Raw genomic sequence first — 21,479 nt, 5'->3', positions numbered from 1 at the left:
TCCTCGACAGCGACCAGACGGGCCTGGCGGGCCCAGTCGGGGCCCTGCGGTCCCACGTGGCCCGCAAGGTCCACGCGGACCGCACGGACCGGGGGGTCCTGGGGGGCCTGGCGGTCCTGGTGGACCGCCAGGGCCACCACCCGGGCCCCAACCCCCTCAGCCGAACGGCTCCAGCCCACCGGCCCGTATGGCACCGCCTGCACGGCGAAGGACGCTTGGCGCGAGTTTCGGTCCGCTGCCGGTTGCCAATGTGGTGCTGCTGGAAGTCGGGCTGGCTATCGCCCTGCTCCTTCTGGCTCTCAACGACTCCCTGCTGTACGTCGCGATAGCGGTGGTCGCAGTCGCGCTGATTCTGGCTCTGCTCCGTTGGGGCGGTCAGTGGTTCACCCAGTGGGCCGGGTTAACCGCGCGCTACACCCTCCGCTCTCACGACCGGGAAGTCACACCGCCACCGCCCACGGTGGAGAAGCTCGCTACCGAGGCTGCCGAACAGAACGTCATCGGCCCCGACGACGCGCGAGTAAGCCTTCTCCGGCTCGCTGTGCCGGATCTTGTGGTGGCGTACGGCAAGGATCACGAGCACCAGGATGTGGCACTTGCCTGGCACGACGGAATGTGGACCGCCGTGCTCCTCGTGGAGCCGACGCCGGCACTGATCACACAGGCAGGCGGAGCCCCTGGCCTGCCACTGTCGGCCTTGGCGCCGTGCCTCGAAGACCGCGGTGTGGTCCTCGACTCCATACAACTGACGTGGCACTGCTACCCGGGCAGTGCCGCCCTGCCTGCCGACTCACCCGCGCTGAGTTCTTACATGGAGGTGCTCGGGCCACTTCCGGCTGCGGCTCGCCGCACGACATGGGTCTCCATCCGACTCGACCCGAAGCGGTGTCCTGCAGCGATACAAGAACGTGGTGGTGGCGTGGTCGGCTCCCATCGGGCACTGATCGGTGCGCTCTCACGGGTACGCAACGCGCTGGAATCGCGAGGCGTACCCACCCGTCCCCTCAATCCCGACGAACTGCTGCGAGCGGGGATCTCCGCCGCCGAACTCACCGGTGTCGCCGGATCCGACACGCGCGTCAGGCTGCGCGAGCGCTGGACCGGTGTGACAGCCGCGGGAATCGGGCACGCCAGCTACGCGATCACGGGCTGGCCCAAGGGCAAGGTCAGTAGCAACCTCAACGCGCTCACGAGTGTGCGCGCCCTTTCCGCGACGGTGGCCATGGCAATCTCGCCCGCACAGGAGGACGACAAGATCGCTCTACGCGGTGTTGTTCGGGTCAGCGCCCGCAACCCCCGTGAGCTCGAGGCAGCGGACCAGCGGCTGACGAGCATTTCCGGCCGTCTCGGGGTTGCACTGACGCCGCTGCGTGGACTGCAGATGGCTGGGTTCTCCGCGACTCTTCCGATGGGAGGCACGGCGTGACCGCCCGCGTTCACGATGCCAACAACGGCGCCGGGGTGGCGGCGGAATTCGTCGTTGACCCCGCGCTGCTCGACGCCATCAGCCCGTCCGGCGACCGGGGCGGCATCGTGCTGGGGTCGGGGCTGCAGGGTGAGCCGCTGACTGTCTCGGCCCTACGATCGACGCCGACCAGGATCGTGCTCGTCGGCGGGTTGTACCTCGCCAGGCAGGTCGCGTTGCGCGCGATGGCGGTAGGGGCGTGGGTAGTCGTCGCGACGGGTAGGCCAACGGCGTGGCATGTGTTGTCGCAGGCTGCGGGTACCCAGCGCAACGGCCAACCTTCACCACTGGTGCAGATCCGGCGGCTGTCACCTGTCGAGCTTCCGAGGCCGTCTGAGGACGCGCCGTTGCTCGTTGTGCACGACGGCGGCCCCACACCCCAGGACCTGTTCCCTCCCCGATCGCCGTGGCAGACCACCGTCTATGTGCTGCCGTATCTGCATCCGCAAGCGGGTGCACTCGCCAACGCCGCGGACCTGGTGCTGATGCAGCGACTTCCAGCAGGACAGGCCGACCTCGCGGCGCGCATCTGGCGATTGCCCTTTCAAATGAAGGGGCAACTGACGATGCTCAAGGACGACCAAGTGGTCGCTCTTGGCCGAAACCTCTGGCGACCACTACGTCTGGTGACAACAAGCAAGGAACAGCAGATCCTCGGCCCGGTCCGCCGCGGCGACTGACACGCCCCGCAACGCGGTTTGCCCGCGAAACGCGGTTACTGCGTTTCGCGGGCAAACTGCGGTCTTGGCCGCCAGGCTCGCCGGCCGGCGTCGGTTGGCTCTGCGGGTGTGGATAACCGCACCCTTGTGGATAACTCGTGGTATGCCATGCCTGAATGTCGGCCGACTCAGCAAGGTTGACTGGGTGAACAGAACAACGAGGCCACACGAGCTGACAAACGTCTTCCGCGGATCGGTTGCCCGTGCCGAAGGATACGTAACGCAAGCCCAGTTGCGCGGACCGATGTTCCGACGGCTGTTTCAGGACGTCTATGCGCCGGCCTATCTACCGGTGACGCACGAACTCCGCTGCCGCGGCGCGGCATTGATCGTTCCCAAAGACGCTGTACTGACAGGTCGGTCAGCCGCGACAGTCCTCGGGGTCGACCTCGCCAAGCCTCACGACCCGGTCGAATTCGTCGTCCCCGAGGAATCGCGGTTCGGTCCCATAACCGGGATCCGCGTACGCAGGACGGCTGTCAAACGAAAGGAATCACGACCCTGGCACGGCATCAGAATAGCCCGGCCCACTCGCGTAGCCCTTGATCTACTGTTGCGGCTCTCGCCTCGAACACACGGATGGGTGAGGAGGTTGCGCGTAGCGGTACCGGACCTTGACGCATTCCTGCGCTCGAAGCTGGTTTCCACGAAGGCCCTGCAGCGAACTCTACGAGATCGGCGCAACCGTGGTATCAGACTCGCGCGGGAGGCTTTACTTATGTCCGACGCACGAGCGGAATCACTTCCCGAGTCGGAACTGCGGGTCGTCCTCAGGAAAGGAGGCCTAAACCCGACGCCGCAGTATCGTATTCTGAAGAACGGTACAGAAGTGGCCAGACTCGATCTTGCGATCCCGGAAACAAGAACGGCCATAGAATACGACGGATACTGGCATCGAGAACGAAGGCAAACCCTGCTCGACCGTGCCCGGCGTGGGCGACTCGCTGCCGAAGGTTGGCGGTTCGTCGTTGTCACTGCGGAGGATCTGGCAGGCGATCCAACCAAGATCCTGGAGAACGTGCGTCGCGCCCAGCAAGTTCCCTAGGAAATGTGCGCGGATCGAATATTGCGGGTCTCATTGGCTCGCGCGGCCATCTCTCTTGCGGGGGGATAGTCAACGCCGATCAATGTCAGACCGTGGGGTGGTGCTACCGCGCTGTCGCGCTGGCGACTGCGAAGCGATTCCGCCACCGAAGCAACGCTGCGGCGCCCATCTCCCACCAGCAGTAGTACCCCGACAAGACTGCGGACCATGGAGTGGCAAAAGGCATCGGCGGAAACGATCGCATGAATCTCGTGTTCGTCCACTCGCCGCCAACTCAACCGTTGCAAATGCCGAATGGTCGTCGCTCCCTCACGTTGCTTGCAGAAAGCGGCGAAGTCGTGCAACCCGATGAGGTAATGTGCGGCCTTGTTCATGGTTTCCACAGCAAGTGCCCGCGGCCACGCAAGGGTGTCCCGCCGACGCAGCGGATCAACGCCCCATGGGGCGTCCGACACTTTGTAGAGATAGTGCCGCCTCATAGCAGAAAAGCGCGCATCGAAGCCGGTCGGAGCGACGTCAGCGGCCAGCACCCGCACATCTGGTGGAAGAATCCTGTTCCAACGGTGCCGTAAGCGGGCCAGATCAGGGACACCTTGCTCATCCACAGCCAACCCCCGCAGCGTTTTGCCCGCGAAACGCGAAGCGTCGACGTGGGCGACTTGAGCTGTGGCGTGGACGCCCGCATCTGTTCGGCCTGCGACCACCATAGGCCCAACCATCGCCTCACCCGGTGGTTGCTTGGCGAGCGCTTCCTCGATCACTCCCTGCACAGTCCGTTGTCGCGGCTGTTTCGCCCATCCGGAGAAGTCGGTGCCGTCATAGGCCAAGCCGAGACGAATACGAACGAGCCCGCCATCCACTGCGGGACCGGCGGGCTCGTTCATCGGGCTTTGAGCCGTCAGGACTCTTCCTTCTTGTCGCTCGGCTCATCGGCGGGCGCCTCGGCACCCTCAGCGGGGTCCGCGGTGGCCTCGTCCGTCGCGGAGGTTGGCGGCTCCGCATCTTGGTCGACAGCCTGCTCCTCCGCAGCCTCAGCCTTCTCCTCGGCCTTCGACTCCTCTACCTGCGTCTTGGACGCCGCAGACTTGTCCTTCGCGAACTTCGTCTTCTTCGCTGCCTCGGCCTCTGCCGTTACGGTCTTCTCCGACACCAGTTCGATGACTGCCATCGGAGCGTTGTCACCCTTGCGTGGCAGTGTCCTGGTGATTCGCACATAGCCGCCGTTGCGGTCCTCGAAGAAGGGACCGATCTCGGCCATCAGCTTGTGCACGACATCCTTGTCGCGCACAACACGCATGATCTGGCGGCGGTTGTGCAGATCACCGCGCTTGGCCTTGGTGATCAGCTTCTCAGCGAGTGGCCGCACACGCTTGGCCTTGGCCTCGGTCGTGGTGATCTTGCCGTGCGCGAACAGCGACGTGGCCAGGTTGGCCAGCATCAACCGCTCGTGCGCGGGCGATCCGCCGAGACGGGGTCCCTTGGTGGGAGTGGGCATCGGTTCTCCTCGTTCAGCTCGTCAGCCGCAAGACGACTTACAGCTGCTCCGTCTCTGCGTAGTCCTGACCATCGTCATGACCGGTGTCGGGCAGACCGGGGGCGCTCTCGGCACCCCACGTCTCACCCTCGTAGGTCGACGCCGCCGCAGTGGGATCGAACCCAGGTGGGCTGTCCTTCAACGTGAGGCCGAGACCGACGAGCTTCATCTTGACCTCGTCGATCGACTTCGCACCGAAGTTGCGAATGTCGAGCAGGTCCGCCTCACTGCGGGAGACCAGCTCACCGACAGTGTGGATGCCCTCACGCTTGAGGCAGTTGTAGGACCGCACCGTCAGGTCCAGGTCCTCGATCGGCATCGCGTAGGCCGCGATGGTGTCAGCCTCTTGCGGCGACGGGCCGATCTCGATGCCTTCGGCATCGACATTCAGCTCACGCGCGAGGCCGAACAGCTCAACCAGCGTCTTGCCTGCGGATGCGACGGCGTCCCTCGGCGTGATCGACGGCTTCGTCTCCACGTCGAGGACCAGCTTGTCGAAGTCCGTGCGCTGCTCGACACGGGTGGCCTCGACCTTGTAGGTCACCTTCAGCACCGGCGAGTAGATCGAGTCAATGGGAATACGACCGATCTCGGCACCAGCCTGCTTGTTCTGCAGTGCCGGAACGTACCCGCGGCCGCGTTCGACGACGAGTTCGATCTCGAGCTTGCCCTTGCCGTTCAGCGAAGCGATGTGCAGATCCGGATTGTGAACCGTCACACCCGCTGGTGGCACGATGTCGGCAGCCGTGACCTCACCGGGACCCTGCTTGCGCAGGTACATCGTGACGGGCTCGTCCTCCTCGGAGGAGACGACGAGTTCCTTGAGGTTCAGGATGATCTCTGTGACATCCTCCTTCACCCCCGGCACAGTGGTGAATTCGTGCAGCACACCATCGATGCGGATGCTGGTGACCGCGGCGCCCGGGATCGAGGACAGCAACGTACGCCGCAGCGAGTTGCCGAGCGTGTAGCCGAAGCCTGGTTCGAGCGGTTCGATGGTGAACCGTGAGCGCGTCTCGTTGACCGTCTCTTCGCCGAGAGTCGGCCGCTGGGAAATGAGCACTTTCCTTCTTCCTTTCCTGCCGGCGCCCGCCATATGACGCCGAAAGGTGTGGCGTAGCGGCGACGCTCCGGGCGCCGCCGCCGACCCATTCCTGGCCGAAGCCAGGCTTGGGTCACTTCGAGTAGAACTCGACGATCAACTGTTCCTGTACCGGGATCTCGATCTGCGCACGCTCGGGCAGCTGATGCACGAGGATCCGCAGGCTCGATGGCACAACCTGCAACCAGGCCGGAATGGGCCGCTCGCCCATGGCTTCCTTGGCCGCCACGAAGGGCAGCATCTGAAGCGACTTGGGCCGCACGTCGATAATGTCGAACCGCGAAATCCGGAAGCTCGGGATGTTCACCTTCTCGCCGTTGACGAGAAAATGGCCATGGCTGACGAGCTGGCGGGCCTGCCGCCGCGTGCGGGCCAGGCCGGCACGGTAAACGACGTTGTCCAGTCGCGACTCGAGGATCTGCAGCAGGTTCTCACCCGTCTTGCCAGCGCGGCGGGCGGCTTCCTCGTAGTAGCGCTTGAACTGGCGCTCCAGAATGCCGTAGGTGTGCCGCGCCTTCTGCTTCTCCTGAAGCTGGAGCAGATACTCGCTTTCCTTGACGCGGCCACGACCATGCTGGCCGGGCGGGTAAGGGCGGCGTTCGAACGCCTGGTCGCCACCGATGAGGTCAACCTTGAGCCGACGCGAAACGCGCGTGGCGGGGCCGGTGTAACGGGCCATCTGTTCTTACTCCTCCCCGTTCCTCAGACCCGGCGCCGCTTCGGCGGGCGGCAGCCGTTGTGCGGCTGCGGGGTCACGTCCTGGATCGTCCCCACCTCGAGGCCTGCGGCCTGCAGCGACCTGATCGCCGTCTCGCGGCCGGAGCCGGGGCCCTTGACGAACACGTCGACCTTCTTCATGCCGTGCTCCGCGGCCTTCCTGGCCGCGCTCTCGGCCGCCATCTGGGCGGCAAACGGCGTGGACTTACGGGAACCCTTGAAGCCGACGTGGCCGGAGGAGGCCCACGAGATCACCGCACCGTTGGGGTCGGTGATCGAGATGATGGTGTTGTTGAACGTGCTCTTGATGTGGGCATGCCCGTGAGCAACATTCTTCTTTTCCTTGCGCCGGACCTTCTTGGTCCCGGTCGTGCGTGCCTTCGGTGGCATGGTCTGGGTGACTCCTCGTTAGCGCGAGTTCTTCTGGTGGGCCGCTGCGGCTTCACGCTGTCCGCGCCGGATCAAGGTGCCGGCGTCGGTGTACAGCTGGCGCAGCGCCATCGGGCGAGCGTAAAGAGCCTTCGGCGACATGTACGAAGCGCTGCCCTGACGTTGCACGGCTCCGCCCACGAGCTTCTTGCCCCTGATACTCACTTCTTGCCCGCCTTCTTCTTGCCTGCGACCGTCTTCTTCGGGCCCTTGCGCGTACGGGCGTTGGTCTTGGTGCGTTGCCCGCGGACAGGAAGTCCGCGTCGCCACCGCAGGCCTTCGTAACAGCCGATCTCGATCTTTCGACGGATGTCGGCGTTTACCTCGCGACGGAGGTCACCCTCGACCTTGAAATTCTCTTCGATGTAGTCCCGCAGCTTCACAAGGTCGTCATCGCTGAGGTCCTTCACGCGGGTGTCCGCGTTCAGTTCCGTGGCGGTGATCAGTTCCTTGGAGCGGGTACGGCCGATCCCGTAGATGTAGGTAAGCGCGATCTCGAGCCGCTTCTCGCGGGGAAGATCGACGCCAGCGAGTCGTGCCATTGGCGCTCATGCTCCTTCTTCATCGTGTCTCCAGGTCTGCTCCCTGCCCATTCCGGGACGACTCGCTGTCGCACCACCCGCTCTCGCGGACGGCGTCCCGGCCCCGGCCTGGAGTCCGGGGGTGAGCCGGTCCGGTCGGCTTGCGCCACGGTCCGGCAGGTACGGGGAGTGGTACTCGGCTATGAATTCACTCGGACGAGTGCCCGGTGATCAGCCCTGCCGCTGCTTGTGCCGCAGGTTGTCGCAGATCACCATGATCCGACCGTGCCGACGGACGATCTGGCACTTGTCACAGATCCGCTTGACGCTCGGCTTGACCTTCACGTCTCCTGCTCTCCTGCTCGTGCTGAGTTCTGCGTGCCCCCTGGTGGAGGTCTCCCTCCACCACGCTCACCGTGATCACTTGTAGCGGTAGACGATGCGACCACGGGACAAGTCGTAGGGCGAGAGCTCTACGACAACCCTGTCCTCCGGCAGAATGCGGATGTAGTGCTGCCGCATCTTGCCACTGATGTGTGCAAGGACCTTGTGGCCGTTCTCCAACTCGACGCGAAACATCGCGTTGGGAAGCGGCTCGATCACGCGGCCTTCGACCTCGATGGCCCCGTCTTTCTTCGCCATGTCCTCCGCGTTTCGTGATTGGTTGAGCGTTGAGTGCTTGCCTGCCTGGTGGCACGCACGCCACGCCAATCCCGCTGCCCAGTGGAAGTGAGCATGATGGAACCGGCGTGATGAGCACGCCGAACAATCAGTGTACGCGCCGCGTGTCAAGCCCCCTAAGCCGGGGTTGTTTGGGTCAGCCGTCTGCCGGGTGAACCTCTCACCGCGTAATGATAACGGTGTTTCGGACGGCTTCCCGCGCTCCTGATACCGCGTTTAGCGGGCAAACCGCTGTGGGCGGGCGACGTTTAGCGGGCAAACCGTTGTTGCGAAGGGCAGGTCGTCACGGTTCAGGCTCTGTCAACACCCACGGCCCTTCGTCGGTGACCGCCACCGTGTGCTCCCAATGTGCGGCGCGAGAGCCGTCAGCCGTGACCACCGTCCACCCGTCGTCCAGCTCCACGGTCTCCGACGAGCCGGCCGTGAGCATGGGTTCGATCGCCAGAGCCATACCGACTTCGAGTAGCGGTCCTCGTCCGGGCTCCCCCACATTGGGTAGGAACGGGTCCATATGCATCGCCGAACCGATACCGTGCCCGCCGTACTCGAGCACCATCCCGTACTCGACACCATCCTCCGCGGCAGCGCGACGAGCCGCCTGCTCGATGGCGTGAGAAACGTCGGTGAGCCGCGCGCCCGGGTTCACCGCCCGTACCCCGGCAAGCATCGCAGCCCTGGTGGCCGCCGACAGCGCCTTGTCCCTCTCGGTAACGGCACCGATCTCGATGGTGACAGCCGAATCACCGTGCCAACCGTCCAGGATCGCCCCACAGTCCACCGACAACAGGTCGCCTTCACGCAATACACGGTCTGGCGAGGGGATGCCGTGCACGATCTGCTCGTTCACCGACGTGCAGATCGACGCGGGAAAACCGTGGTAGCCCTTGAACGACGGCACGGCATTGGCTTCACGGATGGTCTGCTCGGCCAACTCGTCGAGTTCTGCCGTGCTCATGCCCGGCGCCGCAGTCTCCATGATGCCGCGCAAGGTGCGAGCAACGACGAGGCCAGCCGCTCGCATGGCTTCCAACTCGCTCCGGCTTTTCACCTCGATGGAGCGATTCCGGCGGAACAACTGCCGCACACGGCGCGGGAGGAGCTTCACGACCGGTTGCCGAGAGCTTCCAGCACTCGCGCCGATACCTGGTCCACGTCACCCACGCCGTCCACCGTCACAAGGATGTCGGAGTAGTACTGCAACAGCGGTGCCGTCTCAGAGCGGTACACCTGCTGCCTGCGTCGAATCACGTCCTCGGTGTCATCCGTACGCCCTCTGGCCAACAAGCGATCCACCAAGACGTCTTCGGGCACCTGCAGCTCGATCACAGCGTCCAGCGCGGTGTCCGACTCCGCGAGCATCTGCGCCAACACATCGGCCTGCTTGGTATTGCGCGGGAAGCCGTCGAGCAGGAAGCCCGACTTGGCATCCGGCTCCGCAAGCCGCTCCCGCACCATCTCGTTGGTCACCGAGTCCGGCACCAGCTCACCGGAGTCAAGATAGCGCTTCGCTTCCCTGCCGAGTGGTGTCTGCTCGCCTACGTGGGTCCTGAACAGGTCGCCCGTGGAGATGTGCGGTACGCCGAGCCGCTCGGACAGCGCTGCGGCCTGCGTACCCTTTCCTGCCCCAGGCGGACCGACTAGAACCACGCGCGTCATCGCAGGAACCCTTCGTAATTGCGCTGCATCAGCTGGCTTTCGATCTGCTTCACCGTGTCGAGACCGACACCAACCATGATCAGCACAGCAGTGCCGCCGAACGGGAAGTTCTGGTTCTGACCTTCACCGGTGATCGACAGGAAGAAGTTCGGGAGGATCGCGACGATGCCGAGATAGATCGACCCCGGAAGCGTGATACGGCTGAGCACGTGGCCGAGGTACTCGGCGGTCGGCCTACCTGGCCTGATGCCAGGAATGAAGCCACCGAATTTCTTCATCTCCTCCGCACGCTCGTCCACGTTGAAGGTGATCGTGATGTAGAAGTAGGTGAAGAAGATGATCAGCGCGAAGTACATCAGGATGTGCACCCAGCTCGACTGATCGACCAGGTACGTCTGCAGGAAGCGTTGCCACCAAGACGCCTCGTTCGGGTTCCCCACGAGCCTGCCGATCAGGTCGGGGAGGTAGAGCAGCGAGGATGCGAAGATCACCGGAATAACACCGGCCTGGTTGACCTTGATCGGCAGGTAGGTGGAGGTACCGCCGTACATGCGTCGGCCGATCATGCGCTTGGCGTACTGCACCGGGATTCGTCGCTGACCCTGCTCGACGAAGATGACGCTCGCGATGATCGCCAGCCCCAGCACACAGACGAAGAAGAACACCAGGCCACCCTGGTTGTTCAGGATGTTGGCGCCTTCGGCCGGGATGCGCGCAGCGATGTTCAGGAAGATCAGCAGCGACATTCCGTTGCCGACGCCGCGCTCGGTGATCAACTCGCCCAGCCACATCATCACCGCGGTGCCTGCCGTCATGGTGAGGACCGTGAGTGCGAGCGAGTACACGCTGTTGTCCGGCAGCACCGGCTGGTCACAGTCACCGAAGAGCTGGCCTCGATCGGCCAGCGCGACCACACCCGTCGCCTGCAGGATCGCCAGTGCGATAGTCAGGTAGCGCGTGTACTGGGTGAGCTTGCTCTGCCCTGCCTGGCCTTCCTTCTTCAGCTCCTCGAACCGCGGGATGACCACGGTCAGCAACTGCACGATGATGCTCGCCGTGATGTAGGGCATGATCCCGGTGGCGAACACAGACAGCTGCAGCAGCGCACCACCACTGAACAGGTTCAGCAGCGAGAAGATGTTTTGATCTTGAACCTGCGCCTGACAAGCCTGGACATTCGGGTACGACACCCCAGGTGCTGGCATGGTCGCGCCGATCCGATAGACGGCCACGATCATCAGCGTGAACAGGATCTTCTTGCGCAGGTCCGGCGTCGCGAGAGCCGAGCGGAAGGCGCTGAGCACGCGGGGGACCTCCTCGGCGTCGTCGGCGATCAGCCGACGATCGGCTTGGCCGACACTGGGGCCGGCAGGACACACTGTTGCTGGCGGGCAAGCCAGGGGCGCGTCGGGGCACGGGTATCCCGAAGCGTGGCTCCGACTCTAACAGCCCCGCTCAACGCGACATCACGTAGTGCCGCTTTTCGACCGCTCTACCCCGCTCGCCGACCACGTTTAGCGGGCAAACCGCGGTGAGGGGGACCGCACGGTACCGCGTTTAGCGGGCAAACTGCGGTTACGGGCGCTGAGATGGAGCGGCCCGGAGGGGTTCCCCTTGGGTTGGGTCCTCCTCCGGGCCGGTTTCGCTCACTCAGAGCTTGGTGACCGAGCCACCTGCTGCTTCGAGTTTCTCCTTCGCCGAGTTGGAGAAGGCATCGGCGGTCACGTCCAGCTTGACGCCGTTCAGCTCGCCGTTACCGAGCACCTTCACCAGCTCGTTCTTGTGCACCAAGCCGCGGGCGACGAGTTCCTCCTTGCCGACCTTGCCACCGTCGGGGAACGCGCGAGCCAGGTCGCCCACGTTCACCGCCTGGTACTCGGTGCGGAAGCGGTTCTTGAAGCCACGCAGCTTCGGCAGCCGCATGTGGATGGGCATCTGCCCACCCTCGAAGCCGGCGGGCACGTTCTTGCGGGCCTTGGTGCCCTTCGTACCGCGACCGGCGGTCTTGCCCTTCGAGCCCTCACCACGGCCGACCCGGATCTTCTCCCGGTTGGAGCCGGGAGCGGGCCTGAGGTGATGGATCTTGATGGCCATTACTTGACCTCCTCCACGGTCACCAGGTGCCGCACCGTGTGGATGAGGCCACGCACCTGCGGGGTGTCATCACGCACAACCGACTGCCGGATCTTGCGCAGACCCAGCGTGCGCAGCGAATCCCTGTGGTTGCGCTTGGTCCCGATCGTGCTCTTGATCTGGGTGACCTTGAGCTGAGCCATGTCAGACCCCCTGCCCCGCACGCTGGCGCAGCATCCGGGCCGGTGCGACGTCCTCGAGCGGAAGGCCACGGCGCGCCGCGACCTCCTCCGGACGCTGCAGGTCCTTCAGTGCCCGCACGGTCGCGTGCACGATGTTGATCGCGTTGTCACTGCCGAGCGACTTGGACAGCACGTCGTGCACGCCCGCGCACTCGAGCACGGCACGCACCGGTCCGCCCGCGATGACTCCGGTACCAGGGCTGGCCGGGCGCAGCAGCACGACACCGGCGGCCTCCTCACCCTGCACAGGGTGAGGGATGGTGCCCGCGATGCGAGGCACGCGGAAGAAATTCTTCTTCGCCTCCTCGACACCCTTGGCGATGGCCGCGGGCACTTCCTTGGCCTTGCCGTAGCCGACACCGACCTGTCCGTCCCCGTCACCGACGACGACCAGCGCGGTGAAGCTGAAGCGCCGACCACCCTTGACGACCTTGGCCACCCGGTTGATCGCTACGACGCGCTCGAGGTGCGGGGTCTTGTCCTGGGCCGCCCCGCCACGGCCACCGTCACGACGGTCCCTGCGGTCCCTGCCGCCACCGCGCTCGCGGTCGCCGCCTGGTCCGCCCTGGCCGCCGGATTGCCGCGTACGTCCCGGCATCAGGCGTTCCTTCCGTTCTCGAGAATGTTGCTCACTGTCAGAACTCCAACCCCGCCTCGCGGGCGGCGTCGGCCAGCGCGGCGATCCGACCGTGGTAGGCGTTGCCGCCACGGTCGAACACCACCTTGGAGATTCCCGCGTTCTTGGCGCGGGCCGCGACCAACTCGCCGACCTTGGCTGCCTTGGCCTTCTTGTCGCCCTCGACCGAGCGCACACTTGCTTCGAGGCTCGATGCCGACGCCATGGTGTGCCCGGCGATGTCGTCGATCAACTGGACCACGATGTGTCGCGAGGACCGCTTCACCGACATCCTGGGCCGCTCGGCCGTACCGTTGATCTTCTTGCGCAGCCGGTTGTGCCGCCGGATCTTGCCTGCGCGCCGACGGGTCGAGATGTCCTTGCCGATGGGCTTGCGCTTGGTAACCGTTTCGCTCATGATCACTTACCCGTCTTTCCGACCTTGCGGCGGATGCGCTCACCCTCGTAGCGCAGGCCCTTGCCCTTGTACGGGTCGGGGCGACGTAGCTTGCGGATGACCGCCGCGGTCTGGCCGACCTTCTGCTTGTCGATGCCGGACACCGAGAACCGCGTCGGGCTCTCCACCTTGAAGGTGATGCCGTCGGGGGCCTTGACCGTCACCGGGTGGCTGTAGCCGAGGGCGAACTCGAGGTCCTGCCCCTTGGCCTGCACGCGGTAACCGACCCCGTGGATCTCCATCCGCTTCTCGAAACCGTCGGTCACCCCGACGACCAGGTTGTTCACCAAGGTGCGCGTCAGACCGTGCAGCGAACGGCTTTCCCGCTCGTCGTCGGGACGCCTCACCTGCAGCGTGCCGTCCTCGGCGCGTTCCACCATGATCGGCTCGGGAACGTTGTGCTCGAGAGTGCCCTTCGGGCCCTTGACCGTGACGTGCTGTCCGTCGATGGTCACCTCGACCCCGGAGGGGACGGTGATCGGCAGCTTACCGATGCGTGACATGCCAGTCCCCCTTCCTCACCAGACGTAGGCGAGGACTTCCCCGCCCACGCCGTTGCGCTTGCACTGCCTGTCGGTCTGCAGTCCCGACGACGTCGAGATGATCGCCACGCCGAGGCCGCCCAGAACGCTGGGCAGGCTGGTCGATTTGGCGTACACCCGCAGACCGGGCTTCGAGACTCGCCGCAGGCCTGCGATGCTGCGCTCCCGGTTCGGGCCGTACTTCAGCTCGACGACGAGGTTCTTGTGCTTCTCGCCCGGCTCGGTCCGGTAGCTCGAGATGTAGCCCTCGCGCTTGAGGATCTCGGCGATGTTCGCCTTGATCTTCGAGTGGGGCAGTACGACCTCGTCGTGGTACGCCGAGTTCGCATTGCGCAGACGTGTCAGGAAGTCTGCGATCGGGTCGGTCATCGTCATGGTGACCTTCAACCTTTCTCGCCCTGGTTCCCCGCATCGCGGGGCCTGTGGCGAAGTGGGAGTCGGTAGTGAGCCTTCACCAGCTGGACTTGTTCACACCGGGAAGCTGGCCGGCGTGCGCCATCTCTCGCAGGCAGACGCGGCAAAGGCCGAACTTGCGGTACACCGAGCGCGGCCGTCCGCAGCGCTGGCAGCGGGTGTAGCCCCGCACCTTGAACTTCGGCTTGCGCGCGGCCTTGGCGATCAGAGCTTTCTTGGCCATCTGCTCAGTTCTCCTGTGTCTCGCGGGACACCCGCACCCGGTCCGTCTTGCGGGACACCCGCACCCGGGCGGCTTTCACGGGCGTGAGCTGTCGAGTGTCGCTCATGACGCCTCCTTGAACGGGAAACCGAGCTTGCGAAGCAGCGCACGGCCCTCGTCGTCGGTGGTGGCGGTGGTGACGACCGTGACGTCCATGCCGCGCGGGCGGTCGATGGAGTCCGGGTTGATCTCGTGGAACATCGACTGTTCCGTGAGACCGAAGGTGTAGTTGCCCTTGCCGTCGAACTGCTTCGCCGACAACCCGCGGAAGTCGCGGATACGCGGCAGCGCGATGGTGAGCAGCCGGTCGAGGAACTCCCACATGCGGTCGCCGCGCAGCGTCACCCGCGCACCGATCGGCTGCCCCTCACGCAGCTTGAACTGCGCGATGGACTTGCGAGCCCTACGCACCTCCGGCTTCTGCCCGGTGATGGTGGCCAGGTCGCGGATGGCGCCCTCGATCAACTTGCTGTCGCGGGCGGCGTCGCCGACGCCCATGTTGACCACGACCTTGACCACACCGGGGATCTGGTGCGGGTTGGTGTAGCCGAACTCCTCGCGGAGTTGGCCTGTGATCTCCTCGCGGTACCGGATCTTCAACCGCGGTGTCGGGTATGTCTTCTCTGCGGTGGTCATCAGATGTCCTTGCCGGTCCTGCGCGAGATCCGAACCTTCTTACCGTCCTCGCCGATGCGGTAGCCCACCTTGGTCGGCTTGCCGTCGGAGTCCACCACCATCACGTTCGACACGTGGATGGGAGCCTCCTGCGTGACGATGCCGCCGGACTGAGCGCCCCGCTGGGTCTGGGTGATCCGGGTGTGCTTCTTGATGCGGTTCACACCCTCGACCAGAACCCGTTGGCGGTCGGGATAGGCCTGGATGACCTTGCCCTTGGCGCCCTTGTCCTTGCCTGCGATGACGAGGACGGTGTCGCCCTTCTTCACCTTCATCTAGAGCACCTCCGGCGCGAGCGAGATGATCTTCATGAACTTCCGATCGCGCAGCTCACGCCCAACCGGGCCGAAGATGCGGGTCCCTCGCGGTTCGTTGTCGTTCTTGATGAGGACCGCTGCGTTCTCGTCGAACCGGATGTAGGAGCCGTCGGGGCGACGCTTCTCCTTCACCGTCCTGACGATGACGGCCCTGACGACGTCACCACGCTTCACGTTGGCGCCCGGGATGGCGTCCTTGACGGTGGCGACGATGATGTCGCCGATGCCCGCGTAGCGCCGCCCCGAGCCACCGAGCACCCGGATGGTCAGGATCTCCTTGGCACCCGTGTTGTCGGCGACTCGCAGTCGCGACTCCTGCTGGATCACGTCAACTCCTGTATGTCGCGCCGGTTCTCGGTAGGCCCGAGCCTGGCGGAACGAACGGGGCCACTCGGGCCCCTGCTTACTTGGCCTTCTCGCGGATCTCGACGAGCCGCCAGCGCTTGGTGGCCGACTGGGGACGGGTCTCCATGAGGAGCACGCGGTCGCCCACACCGGCCGTGTTCTGCTCGTCGTGCGCCTTGACCTTCTTGGTCGAGCGCATCACCTTGCCGTACAGCGGGTGCTTCTTGCGGTCCTCGAGCTCGACCACGATCGTCTTGTCCATCTTGTCGGACACGACCAGGCCCTCCCGGACCTTCCGGTAGTTACGGCCGGACTCCTTCTTCTGCACCGGCTCCGTCATGCGGCACCTTCACTCTCGTTCTCGTCAGGCGCGATGGAGAGCCCGAGCTCACGCTCGCGCATCACGGTGTAGATGCGGGCGATGTCCGCGCGCACCGTGCGCAGCCTGCGGTTGTTGTCGAGCTGCCCGGTGGCCATCTGGAACCGGAGGTTGAACAACTCCTCCTTGGCTTCCTTCAGCCGCAGCACGAGCTCCTCCGCAGTGAGCTCACGAAGTTCTGACGACGCAACTCCTCCGGCCTTAGCCATCAGAACTCACCACCTTCGCGCGTCACGATCCGGCACTTCATCGGCAGCTTGTGGATCGCACGGCGCAGCGCCTCGCGAGCCACGGCCTCGTTCGGGAAGCTCATCTCGAACATGACCCTGCCCGGCTTCACGTTGGCCACCCACCACTCGGGCGAACCCTTACCGGAACCCATGCGGGTTTCGGCGGGCTTCTTCGTCAGCGGCCGGTCGGGGAAGATGTTGATCCAGATTTTCCCGCCACGCTTGATGTGCCTGGTCATGGCAATACGAGCCGACTCGATCTGCCGGTTCGTCACGTAGCTGTGCTCGAGCGCCTGGATGCCGTACTCACCGAAGTTGACCTTGGTGCCGCCCTTGGCGGCGCCGGAACGCTTCGGCGAGTGCTGCTTGCGGTGCTTGACCTTGCGTGGGATGAGCACGCCTCAGCCCTCCGATTTCTCTGCGGCGTCCTGCGCCGCCACCTGCGGAGCCTGGCCTGCGGCCACATCGGTGTCGCTCTGCGCGCCACTCTGCGACGCCGCGGCGGCCCGGCCGGCTTCGGTCGAGGTCGGCGTCGTGCCGGAGGAACCGGAGCGACGCCGGGAGGGCCGCTCGCGCCGTGGGGCGCGCTCGGCAGCCGCGGCCGCGTCCCGCTCCTGCTTGCCCTTCAGCCCACCGACGATGTCGCCCTTGTAGATCCACACCTTCACGCCGATCCTGCCGAAGGTGGTGCGAGCCTCGAAAAAGCCGTAGTCGATATCGGCACGCAACGTGTGCAGCGGAACCCTGCCGTCGCGGTAGTGCTCCGAGCGGGACATCTCGGCGCCGCCGAGCCTGCCGCTGCACTGCACGCGAATGCCCTTGACCTGCGGCGAACGCATCGAGGTCTGGATCGCCTTACGCATGGCCCGCCGGAACGCCACGCGGTTGGACAACTGTTCGGCCACGCCCTGCGCGACCAGCTGCGCGTCCGACTCGGGGTTCTTCACCTCGAGGATGTTCAGCTGCACCTGCTTGCCGGTGAGCTTCTCCAGCGCGCCACGGATCCGGTCGGCCTCGGCGCCACGACGGCCGATGACGATGCCCGGCCGCGCGGTGTGAATGTCCACGCGGACCCGGTCCCGGGTGCGCTCGATCTCGACCTTGGAGATGCCTGCGCGCTCCATACCCGTCGAAAGGAGCTTGCGGATCTTGACGTCCTCGGCGACGTACTCCGAGTACTGCTTGTCGGCGTACCAGCGGGACTTCCAATCCGTGGTGATCCCGAGCCGGAAGCCGTGCGGGTTGATTTTCTGGCCCACTACCGGCCACCTGCCTTCTTCTTGCTCTTCGACTTCGCCTTGTCGGACGCCGGCCGGGACTCGAGCTCCACCGTGATGTGGCTGGTCCGCTTGCGGATCCGGTAGGCGCGGCCCTGGGCCCGCGGCCGGATCCGCTTGAGCGTCGGACCTTCGTCGGCGTAGGCGTTCTTGACCCAGAGCGTGTCCGGGTCGAGATCCAGGTTGTTCTCCGCGTTGGCCATGGCACTGGCGAGCACCTTCGCCACGGGCCCACTGGCCGTCTGCGGTGCGAACCTGAGCACGGCCAGCGCCTCGTTGGCGTTACGGCCCTTGATCAGCTCGATCACCCGGCGCACCTTGGTCGGCGAGTCCCGGACGAAGCGAGCTCGCGCGAAAGCCGTTGGCAGGGTCTCCTCTGCCTCGGCCACCGCGTCATTACGCGCGTTCATCGCTGCTTCCCCTTCTCGGTGCGCGCTCAGCGGCGGCGCGACTTGCGGTCATCCTTGACGTGGCCCTTGAAGGTCCGCGTCGGGGCGAACTCACCAAGCTTGTGCCCGACCATCGCCTCGGTGACGAACACCGGCACATGCTTGCGGCCGTCATGCACCGCGATGGTGTGACCGAGCATGTCCGGAATGATGGTCGACCTGCGGGACCAGGTCTTGATCACTGTCTTCTTGCCCGACTCGTTGAGCGCGTCCACCTTCTTGAGCAGGTGGTCGTCCACGAACGGGCCCTTCTTCAGGCTGCGCGGCATCTCTTACTACCTCCCTGCTCAGCGCTTCTTGCCGGTGCGCCGGCGGCGGACGATCAGCTTGTCGCTCGGCTTGCTGCGACGCGTGCGGCCCTCCGGCTTGCCGTTCGGGTTCACCGGGTGCCTACCGCCGGAGGTCTTGCCCTCACCACCACCGTGCGGGTGGTCGACCGGGTTCATCACGACACCACGGACGGTGGGGCGCTTGCCGCGCCAGCGGTTACGTCCCGCCTTGCCCCAGTTGATGTTGGAGTGCTCGGAGTTGCCGACCTCGCCGACCGTCGCCCTGTTTCGCACGTCCACGTTGCGGATCTCGCCGGAAGGCATCCGCAGTTGGGCGTACGGACCGTCCTTGGCGACCAACTGCACGCGGGCACCCGCCGACCTCGCGATCTTCGCGCCGCCGCCGGGGCGGAGTTCGATCGCGTGGATCACAGTGCCCACCGGGATGTTGCGAAGCGGCAGGTTGTTGCCAGGCTTGATGTCGGCCCTCGGGCCGCTCTCCACCCGGTCACCCTGCTTGAGCCGCTCCGGCGCGATGATGTAGCGCTTGTCGCCGTCGGCGTAGTGCAGCAACGCGATGCGGGCACTGCGGTTGGGGTCGTACTCGATGTGCGCGACCTTGGCGGGAACGCCGTCCTTGTCGTTGCGCCGGAAGTCGATGACCCGGTAAGCGCGCTTGTGTCCACCACCCTTGTGCCGGGTGGTGATCTTGCCCGCGGAGTTGCGGCCGCCACGCCCGTGCAGTGGACGCAGCAGTGCCTTCTCCGGCGTCGAGCGGGTGATCTCGGCGAAATCCGAGACGGAGGAGCCGCGACGACCAGGCGTCGTCGGCTTGTACTTGCGGATGCCCATGTCTTCTCAGTCCCTTACGCGGCGGGTCCGCCGAAGATCTCGATCGGCTTGCTCTCGGCCGAGAGCGTGACAATGGCGCGCTTGGTGTCCTTGCGCTTGCCGTAGCCGTACCGGGTGCGCTTGCGCTTACCCGGCCGGTTCAGCGTGTTCACGCTGATCACCTTCACGCCGAAGACCTTCTCGACCGCGACCTTGATCTGGGTCTTGTTGGCGTCGGGGCGAACAAGAAAGGTGTACTTGTGGTCCTCGAGCAGCCCGTACGACTTCTCGGAGATCACCGGCGCGATCAGGATGTCACGCGGGTCGGGAATCGCCACGGAGCTCATGCCTGGTCACTCCCTTCGGCATCGCCCGACTTGCCCGCCCTGCTCGGGCCGGCGAGGAACGCGTCGAACGCCGCCTTGGTGAACACGACGTCGTCGTTGACGAGAACGTCGTAGGTGTTGAGCTGGTCGGGGGTCAGCAGGTGCACGTTCGGCAGGTTGCGCAAGGAGAGCCTGCTCAGCTCCTCGTCGCGGTGCAGGACCACGAGCACGCGCTTGGCCTGCGTCACCGCGGCCAGCGCTGCCTTGGCTGCCTTCGTGGACGGTTTCTCGCTCGACACCAGCTCCGTGACAACGTGCAGCTGCTCCGAGCGTGCCCGGTCGGAGAGGGCGCCGCGCAGCGCGGCCGCCTTCATCTTCTTCGGGGTCCGCTGGGTGTAGTCACGTGGCGTCGGGCCGTGAACCGTGCCGCCGCCGGTGAACTGCGGTGCACGAACCGAACCCTGCCTGGCACGACCGGTGCCCTTCTGCCGGTACGGCTTGCGGCCACCGCCGCGCACCTCGCCCCTGGTCTTCGTGTCGTGCGTGCCCTGCCTCGCCGCGGCCAGCTGCGCTACGACGACCTGGTGCATCAGCGGGATGTTCGCCTGCACGTCGAAGATCTCGGCGGGAAGCTCGACCGTTCCCTCGGCCTTGCCTGCCGGGGTCTTGAGTTCCACCGTCGCGGTCACTGCGTCACACCACCCTTCGCGGCGCTGCGGACGAAGATCAGCCCGCCCTTGGGTCCGGGAACCGCACCTTTGATCAGCAGCAGGCCGTCCTCGGGACGCACCGCGTGCACGGTGAGGCCCTGCGTCGTCACCCGCTTGTTGCCCATCCGGCCCGCCATGCGCAGACCCTTGAACACCCGGCCGGGGGTGGCGCAGCCGCCGATCGACCCGGGAGCGCGGTGCTTGGCCTGGTTACCGTGGCTGGCGCCCTGACCGGAGAAGCCGTGCCGCTTCATGACACCCGCATAGCCCTTGCCCTTGCTGGTGCCGGTCACGTCGACCACGGAACCGCTCGGGAACACCTCCGCGGTGATCTCCTGGCCGACCTCGTAGGACTCGGCGTCGACCGTGCGCAGCTCGGCGACGTAGCGCCGCGGTGTCACACCGGCCTTCTCGAAGTGGCCCGTCCTCGGCTTGTTGACCCTGCGCGGGTCGACGGCACCGAAGGCGAGTTGCACGGCCGAGTAGCCGTCCTTCTCCTTGTTGCGCACCTGGGTCACCACGTTCGGCCCGGCCTGCACGACGGTCACCGGTACGACCCGGTTGTTCTCGTCGAAGACCTGGGTCATGCCGAGCTTGGTGCCCAGAATGCCCTTCACTTGCCTGTCAGACATGAGTCTCTATCTCCGCCGCTCGACCAACGCTTACTGGATGTTGACGTCGACGCTCGCCGGAAGGTCGATGCGCATCAGCGCGTCGACCGTCTTCGGCGTCGGGTCGAGGATGTCGATCAGACGCTTGTGCGTGCGCATCTCGAAGTGCTCGCGCGAGTCCTTGTACTTGTGCGGCGAACGGATGACGCAGTAAACGTTCTTCTCGGTGGGCAGCGGCACAGGTCCGACGACCGAGGCGCCGGTGCGCGTCACCGTCTCGACGATCTTGCGCGCGCTGGCGTCGATCGCCTCGTGGTCGTAGGCCTTGAGCCTGATGCGGATCTTCTGTCCCGCCATGGTTCCTTACCGTCTCGTACCGCTGTTACCGCACGTCAACGACTTGCCTCCGGTCCACGCGGTCGGGCGTGTCGCGCCCACTACGCAGACTGATCCCGCAGGATCGTTGTCGTGCCGCTAGGTCTGTCACATCTCGAAGGGCCGACGGCATGGCCGGCCACTCCCGACCCACGGAAAAGACCGTGAGTCCAGGACGCTCGTGGCAGGGCGGCCGATTTCTTGGATCTC

General features: G+C 65.4%; 36 protein-coding genes. 3 read left to right on the top strand and 33 right to left on the bottom strand.

The annotated features are described in order from the left end of the window. Positions 1–187 precede the first annotated feature (187 nt). The 3 genes from eccE to SACMADRAFT_RS28920 all read left to right on the top strand — a co-directional run bounded on the left by eccE (position 188) and on the right by SACMADRAFT_RS28920 (position 3,229). Positions 188–1,426 (top strand): type VII secretion protein EccE, encoded by a 1,239-nt coding sequence (eccE, locus tag SACMADRAFT_RS03555; protein WP_009152409.1) that lies wholly within the window; start codon positions 188–190, stop codon positions 1,424–1,426. Then, a complete protein-coding gene (locus tag SACMADRAFT_RS03550) occupies positions 1,423–2,145 on the top strand; it encodes a hypothetical protein (protein WP_009152408.1) in 723 nt (240 codons plus the stop codon). The genes eccE and SACMADRAFT_RS03550 overlap by 4 nt, the downstream gene beginning before the upstream one ends. A gap of 184 nt (positions 2,146–2,329) precedes the next feature. Next, the gene (locus tag SACMADRAFT_RS28920) at positions 2,330–3,229 is read left to right on the top strand and encodes an endonuclease domain-containing protein (RefSeq protein ID WP_009152407.1); all 900 of its coding nucleotides are present in this window, start codon (positions 2,330–2,332) and stop codon (positions 3,227–3,229) included. On the opposite strand, the gene truA is transcribed toward SACMADRAFT_RS28920, so the two are convergent. The 33 genes from truA to rpsJ all read right to left on the bottom strand — a co-directional run bounded on the left by truA (position 3,226) and on the right by rpsJ (position 21,251). After that, entirely contained in the window at positions 3,226–4,113 is an 888-nt protein-coding gene (gene truA, locus SACMADRAFT_RS28915) for a tRNA pseudouridine(38-40) synthase TruA (protein ID WP_009152406.1), read from the bottom strand. The two genes, SACMADRAFT_RS28920 and truA, sit on opposite strands and share 4 nt — an antisense overlap. Positions 4,114–4,127: 14 nt before the next feature. Further along, on the bottom strand, positions 4,128–4,724 hold the full coding sequence (rplQ, locus tag SACMADRAFT_RS03545) for a 50S ribosomal protein L17 (RefSeq protein ID WP_009152405.1): 597 nt from the start codon (positions 4,722–4,724) through the stop codon (positions 4,128–4,130). Between the two features lie 37 nt (positions 4,725–4,761). Continuing rightward, on the bottom strand, positions 4,762–5,826 hold the full coding sequence (locus SACMADRAFT_RS03540) for a DNA-directed RNA polymerase subunit alpha (protein ID WP_009152404.1): 1,065 nt from the start codon (positions 5,824–5,826) through the stop codon (positions 4,762–4,764). A 112-nt stretch (positions 5,827–5,938) separates the two neighbouring features. Further along, positions 5,939–6,544 carry a 30S ribosomal protein S4 gene (gene rpsD, locus SACMADRAFT_RS03535; RefSeq protein WP_009152403.1) on the bottom strand — a complete coding sequence of 202 codons (606 nt, stop codon included), beginning with the start codon at positions 6,542–6,544 and terminating at the stop codon, positions 5,939–5,941. Positions 6,545–6,567: 23 nt separating this feature from the next. Continuing rightward, positions 6,568–6,972: a 30S ribosomal protein S11 gene (gene rpsK, locus SACMADRAFT_RS03530; RefSeq protein ID WP_009152402.1), complete on the bottom strand. Its 405-nt coding sequence runs from the start codon at positions 6,970–6,972 to the stop codon at positions 6,568–6,570. Positions 6,973–6,990: 18 nt separating this feature from the next. Next, positions 6,991–7,176: a hypothetical protein gene (locus SACMADRAFT_RS03525; protein WP_009152401.1), complete on the bottom strand. Its 186-nt coding sequence runs from the start codon at positions 7,174–7,176 to the stop codon at positions 6,991–6,993. Beyond that, entirely contained in the window at positions 7,173–7,553 is a 381-nt protein-coding gene (rpsM, locus tag SACMADRAFT_RS03520) for a 30S ribosomal protein S13 (protein WP_009152400.1), read from the bottom strand. Before rpsM ends, SACMADRAFT_RS03525 begins: the two co-directional genes overlap by 4 nt. 210 nt (positions 7,554–7,763) lie before the next feature. Continuing rightward, entirely contained in the window at positions 7,764–7,877 is a 114-nt protein-coding gene (rpmJ, locus tag SACMADRAFT_RS03515; RefSeq protein WP_005461389.1) for a 50S ribosomal protein L36, read from the bottom strand. 75 nt (positions 7,878–7,952) lie between these two features. Further along, positions 7,953–8,174, bottom strand: a complete 222-nt coding sequence (infA, locus tag SACMADRAFT_RS03510) for a translation initiation factor IF-1 (RefSeq protein ID WP_005443304.1) — start codon at positions 8,172–8,174, stop codon at positions 7,953–7,955. Between the two features lie 322 nt (positions 8,175–8,496). After that, positions 8,497–9,234: a type I methionyl aminopeptidase gene (gene map / locus SACMADRAFT_RS03505; RefSeq protein ID WP_050998314.1), complete on the bottom strand. Its 738-nt coding sequence runs from the start codon at positions 9,232–9,234 to the stop codon at positions 8,497–8,499. 80 nt (positions 9,235–9,314) lie between these two features. Further along, positions 9,315–9,869, bottom strand: a complete 555-nt coding sequence (locus SACMADRAFT_RS03500; protein ID WP_009152398.1) for an adenylate kinase — start codon at positions 9,867–9,869, stop codon at positions 9,315–9,317. Continuing rightward, positions 9,866–11,173: a preprotein translocase subunit SecY gene (gene secY / locus SACMADRAFT_RS03495; protein ID WP_009152397.1), complete on the bottom strand. Its 1,308-nt coding sequence runs from the start codon at positions 11,171–11,173 to the stop codon at positions 9,866–9,868. Before secY ends, SACMADRAFT_RS03500 begins: the two co-directional genes overlap by 4 nt. A 346-nt stretch (positions 11,174–11,519) precedes the next feature. Beyond that, entirely contained in the window at positions 11,520–11,963 is a 444-nt protein-coding gene (gene rplO, locus SACMADRAFT_RS03490; RefSeq protein ID WP_009152396.1) for a 50S ribosomal protein L15, read from the bottom strand. Then, positions 11,963–12,145 carry a 50S ribosomal protein L30 gene (rpmD, locus tag SACMADRAFT_RS03485; RefSeq protein ID WP_009152395.1) on the bottom strand — a complete coding sequence of 61 codons (183 nt, stop codon included), beginning with the start codon at positions 12,143–12,145 and terminating at the stop codon, positions 11,963–11,965. The genes rplO and rpmD overlap by 1 nt, the downstream gene beginning before the upstream one ends. A 1-nt stretch (position 12,146) precedes the next feature. Continuing rightward, positions 12,147–12,782 (bottom strand): 30S ribosomal protein S5, encoded by a 636-nt coding sequence (rpsE, locus tag SACMADRAFT_RS03480; protein ID WP_009152394.1) that lies wholly within the window; start codon positions 12,780–12,782, stop codon positions 12,147–12,149. 37 nt (positions 12,783–12,819) lie between these two features. Then, entirely contained in the window at positions 12,820–13,218 is a 399-nt protein-coding gene (gene rplR / locus SACMADRAFT_RS03475) for a 50S ribosomal protein L18 (RefSeq protein ID WP_009152393.1), read from the bottom strand. 2 nt (positions 13,219–13,220) lie between these two features. Beyond that, positions 13,221–13,760 carry a 50S ribosomal protein L6 gene (rplF, locus tag SACMADRAFT_RS03470; protein ID WP_009152392.1) on the bottom strand — a complete coding sequence of 180 codons (540 nt, stop codon included), beginning with the start codon at positions 13,758–13,760 and terminating at the stop codon, positions 13,221–13,223. A gap of 15 nt (positions 13,761–13,775) precedes the next feature. Further along, positions 13,776–14,174: a 30S ribosomal protein S8 gene (rpsH, locus tag SACMADRAFT_RS03465; protein ID WP_009152391.1), complete on the bottom strand. Its 399-nt coding sequence runs from the start codon at positions 14,172–14,174 to the stop codon at positions 13,776–13,778. A gap of 76 nt (positions 14,175–14,250) precedes the next feature. Next, positions 14,251–14,436: a type Z 30S ribosomal protein S14 gene (locus SACMADRAFT_RS03460; protein WP_009152390.1), complete on the bottom strand. Its 186-nt coding sequence runs from the start codon at positions 14,434–14,436 to the stop codon at positions 14,251–14,253. Between the two features lie 102 nt (positions 14,437–14,538). Next, positions 14,539–15,111 carry a 50S ribosomal protein L5 gene (rplE, locus tag SACMADRAFT_RS03455; protein WP_009152388.1) on the bottom strand — a complete coding sequence of 191 codons (573 nt, stop codon included), beginning with the start codon at positions 15,109–15,111 and terminating at the stop codon, positions 14,539–14,541. Beyond that, a complete protein-coding gene (rplX, locus tag SACMADRAFT_RS03450) occupies positions 15,111–15,425 on the bottom strand; it encodes a 50S ribosomal protein L24 (RefSeq protein ID WP_009152387.1) in 315 nt (104 codons plus the stop codon). The genes rplE and rplX overlap by 1 nt, the downstream gene beginning before the upstream one ends. Continuing rightward, positions 15,426–15,794, bottom strand: coding sequence for a 50S ribosomal protein L14 (gene rplN / locus SACMADRAFT_RS03445; protein ID WP_009152386.1), 369 nt, complete (start codon positions 15,792–15,794; stop codon positions 15,426–15,428). Between the two features lie 76 nt (positions 15,795–15,870). Beyond that, the gene (gene rpsQ / locus SACMADRAFT_RS03440; RefSeq protein ID WP_009152385.1) at positions 15,871–16,152 is read right to left on the bottom strand and encodes a 30S ribosomal protein S17; all 282 of its coding nucleotides are present in this window, start codon (positions 16,150–16,152) and stop codon (positions 15,871–15,873) included. After that, entirely contained in the window at positions 16,149–16,400 is a 252-nt protein-coding gene (gene rpmC, locus SACMADRAFT_RS03435) for a 50S ribosomal protein L29 (RefSeq protein WP_009152384.1), read from the bottom strand. Before rpmC ends, rpsQ begins: the two co-directional genes overlap by 4 nt. Further along, positions 16,400–16,819 carry a 50S ribosomal protein L16 gene (rplP, locus tag SACMADRAFT_RS03430; protein ID WP_009152383.1) on the bottom strand — a complete coding sequence of 140 codons (420 nt, stop codon included), beginning with the start codon at positions 16,817–16,819 and terminating at the stop codon, positions 16,400–16,402. The genes rpmC and rplP overlap by 1 nt, the downstream gene beginning before the upstream one ends. 3 nt (positions 16,820–16,822) lie before the next feature. Next, positions 16,823–17,680 carry a 30S ribosomal protein S3 gene (rpsC, locus tag SACMADRAFT_RS03425; protein ID WP_009152382.1) on the bottom strand — a complete coding sequence of 286 codons (858 nt, stop codon included), beginning with the start codon at positions 17,678–17,680 and terminating at the stop codon, positions 16,823–16,825. Next, positions 17,680–18,108: a 50S ribosomal protein L22 gene (gene rplV / locus SACMADRAFT_RS03420; protein WP_009152381.1), complete on the bottom strand. Its 429-nt coding sequence runs from the start codon at positions 18,106–18,108 to the stop codon at positions 17,680–17,682. Before rplV ends, rpsC begins: the two co-directional genes overlap by 1 nt. Positions 18,109–18,134: 26 nt before the next feature. Continuing rightward, positions 18,135–18,416: a 30S ribosomal protein S19 gene (rpsS, locus tag SACMADRAFT_RS03415; RefSeq protein ID WP_009152380.1), complete on the bottom strand. Its 282-nt coding sequence runs from the start codon at positions 18,414–18,416 to the stop codon at positions 18,135–18,137. An 18-nt stretch (positions 18,417–18,434) separates the two neighbouring features. After that, positions 18,435–19,268: a 50S ribosomal protein L2 gene (rplB, locus tag SACMADRAFT_RS03410; protein ID WP_009152379.1), complete on the bottom strand. Its 834-nt coding sequence runs from the start codon at positions 19,266–19,268 to the stop codon at positions 18,435–18,437. Between the two features lie 14 nt (positions 19,269–19,282). Then, a complete protein-coding gene (gene rplW / locus SACMADRAFT_RS03405; protein ID WP_009152378.1) occupies positions 19,283–19,594 on the bottom strand; it encodes a 50S ribosomal protein L23 in 312 nt (103 codons plus the stop codon). Continuing rightward, the gene (gene rplD / locus SACMADRAFT_RS03400) at positions 19,591–20,262 is read right to left on the bottom strand and encodes a 50S ribosomal protein L4 (protein WP_009152377.1); all 672 of its coding nucleotides are present in this window, start codon (positions 20,260–20,262) and stop codon (positions 19,591–19,593) included. The genes rplW and rplD overlap by 4 nt, the downstream gene beginning before the upstream one ends. Further along, entirely contained in the window at positions 20,259–20,915 is a 657-nt protein-coding gene (gene rplC, locus SACMADRAFT_RS03395; protein WP_009152376.1) for a 50S ribosomal protein L3, read from the bottom strand. Before rplC ends, rplD begins: the two co-directional genes overlap by 4 nt. A gap of 30 nt (positions 20,916–20,945) precedes the next feature. Beyond that, positions 20,946–21,251, bottom strand: a complete 306-nt coding sequence (gene rpsJ, locus SACMADRAFT_RS03390) for a 30S ribosomal protein S10 (protein ID WP_003883485.1) — start codon at positions 21,249–21,251, stop codon at positions 20,946–20,948. Positions 21,252–21,479 lie beyond the last annotated feature (228 nt).

It is taken from the genome of Saccharomonospora marina XMU15 (assembly GCF_000244955.1).
In the GTDB taxonomy this organism is placed as follows: Bacteria; Actinomycetota; Actinomycetes; order Mycobacteriales; family Pseudonocardiaceae; genus Saccharomonospora_A; species Saccharomonospora_A marina.
This window is presented reverse-complemented; position numbering and strand designations above follow the sequence as displayed.

What these genes read in the sequence shown, in the direction of transcription:
- eccE (WP_009152409.1), top strand. Translation starts at nt 188, where the DNA reads ATGGCACCGCCTGCACGGCGAAGGACGCTTGGCGCGAGTTTCGGTCCG.
- truA (WP_009152406.1), bottom strand. Translation starts at nt 4,113, where the DNA reads ATGAACGAGCCCGCCGGTCCCGCAGTGGATGGCGGGCTCGTTCGTATT.
- rplQ (WP_009152405.1), bottom strand. Translation starts at nt 4,724, where the DNA reads ATGCCCACTCCCACCAAGGGACCCCGTCTCGGCGGATCGCCCGCGCAC.
- rpsD (WP_009152403.1), bottom strand. Translation starts at nt 6,544, where the DNA reads ATGGCCCGTTACACCGGCCCCGCCACGCGCGTTTCGCGTCGGCTCAAG.
- rpsK (WP_009152402.1), bottom strand. Translation starts at nt 6,972, where the DNA reads ATGCCACCGAAGGCACGCACGACCGGGACCAAGAAGGTCCGGCGCAAG.
- rpsM (WP_009152400.1), bottom strand. Translation starts at nt 7,553, where the DNA reads ATGGCACGACTCGCTGGCGTCGATCTTCCCCGCGAGAAGCGGCTCGAG.
- infA (WP_005443304.1), bottom strand. Translation starts at nt 8,174, where the DNA reads ATGGCGAAGAAAGACGGGGCCATCGAGGTCGAAGGCCGCGTGATCGAG.
- map (WP_050998314.1), bottom strand. Translation starts at nt 9,234, where the DNA reads ATGCGAGCGGCTGGCCTCGTCGTTGCTCGCACCTTGCGCGGCATCATG.
- SACMADRAFT_RS03500 (WP_009152398.1), bottom strand. Translation starts at nt 9,869, where the DNA reads ATGACGCGCGTGGTTCTAGTCGGTCCGCCTGGGGCAGGAAAGGGTACG.
- rplO (WP_009152396.1), bottom strand. Translation starts at nt 11,963, where the DNA reads ATGGCCATCAAGATCCATCACCTCAGGCCCGCTCCCGGCTCCAACCGG.
- rpmD (WP_009152395.1), bottom strand. Translation starts at nt 12,145, where the DNA reads ATGGCTCAGCTCAAGGTCACCCAGATCAAGAGCACGATCGGGACCAAG.
- rpsE (WP_009152394.1), bottom strand. Translation starts at nt 12,782, where the DNA reads ATGCCGGGACGTACGCGGCAATCCGGCGGCCAGGGCGGACCAGGCGGC.
- rplR (WP_009152393.1), bottom strand. Translation starts at nt 13,218, where the DNA reads ATGAGCGAAACGGTTACCAAGCGCAAGCCCATCGGCAAGGACATCTCG.
- rplF (WP_009152392.1), bottom strand. Translation starts at nt 13,760, where the DNA reads ATGTCACGCATCGGTAAGCTGCCGATCACCGTCCCCTCCGGGGTCGAG.
- rpsH (WP_009152391.1), bottom strand. Translation starts at nt 14,174, where the DNA reads ATGACGATGACCGACCCGATCGCAGACTTCCTGACACGTCTGCGCAAT.
- SACMADRAFT_RS03460 (WP_009152390.1), bottom strand. Translation starts at nt 14,436, where the DNA reads ATGGCCAAGAAAGCTCTGATCGCCAAGGCCGCGCGCAAGCCGAAGTTC.
- rplE (WP_009152388.1), bottom strand. Translation starts at nt 15,111, where the DNA reads ATGACCACCGCAGAGAAGACATACCCGACACCGCGGTTGAAGATCCGG.
- rplX (WP_009152387.1), bottom strand. Translation starts at nt 15,425, where the DNA reads ATGAAGGTGAAGAAGGGCGACACCGTCCTCGTCATCGCAGGCAAGGAC.
- rpsQ (WP_009152385.1), bottom strand. Translation starts at nt 16,152, where the DNA reads ATGACGGAGCCGGTGCAGAAGAAGGAGTCCGGCCGTAACTACCGGAAG.
- rpmC (WP_009152384.1), bottom strand. Translation starts at nt 16,400, where the DNA reads ATGGCTAAGGCCGGAGGAGTTGCGTCGTCAGAACTTCGTGAGCTCACT.
- rplV (WP_009152381.1), bottom strand. Translation starts at nt 18,108, where the DNA reads ATGAACGCGCGTAATGACGCGGTGGCCGAGGCAGAGGAGACCCTGCCA.
- rpsS (WP_009152380.1), bottom strand. Translation starts at nt 18,416, where the DNA reads ATGCCGCGCAGCCTGAAGAAGGGCCCGTTCGTGGACGACCACCTGCTC.
- rplB (WP_009152379.1), bottom strand. Translation starts at nt 19,268, where the DNA reads ATGGGCATCCGCAAGTACAAGCCGACGACGCCTGGTCGTCGCGGCTCC.
- rplW (WP_009152378.1), bottom strand. Translation starts at nt 19,594, where the DNA reads ATGAGCTCCGTGGCGATTCCCGACCCGCGTGACATCCTGATCGCGCCG.
- rplC (WP_009152376.1), bottom strand. Translation starts at nt 20,915, where the DNA reads ATGTCTGACAGGCAAGTGAAGGGCATTCTGGGCACCAAGCTCGGCATG.
- rpsJ (WP_003883485.1), bottom strand. Translation starts at nt 21,251, where the DNA reads ATGGCGGGACAGAAGATCCGCATCAGGCTCAAGGCCTACGACCACGAG.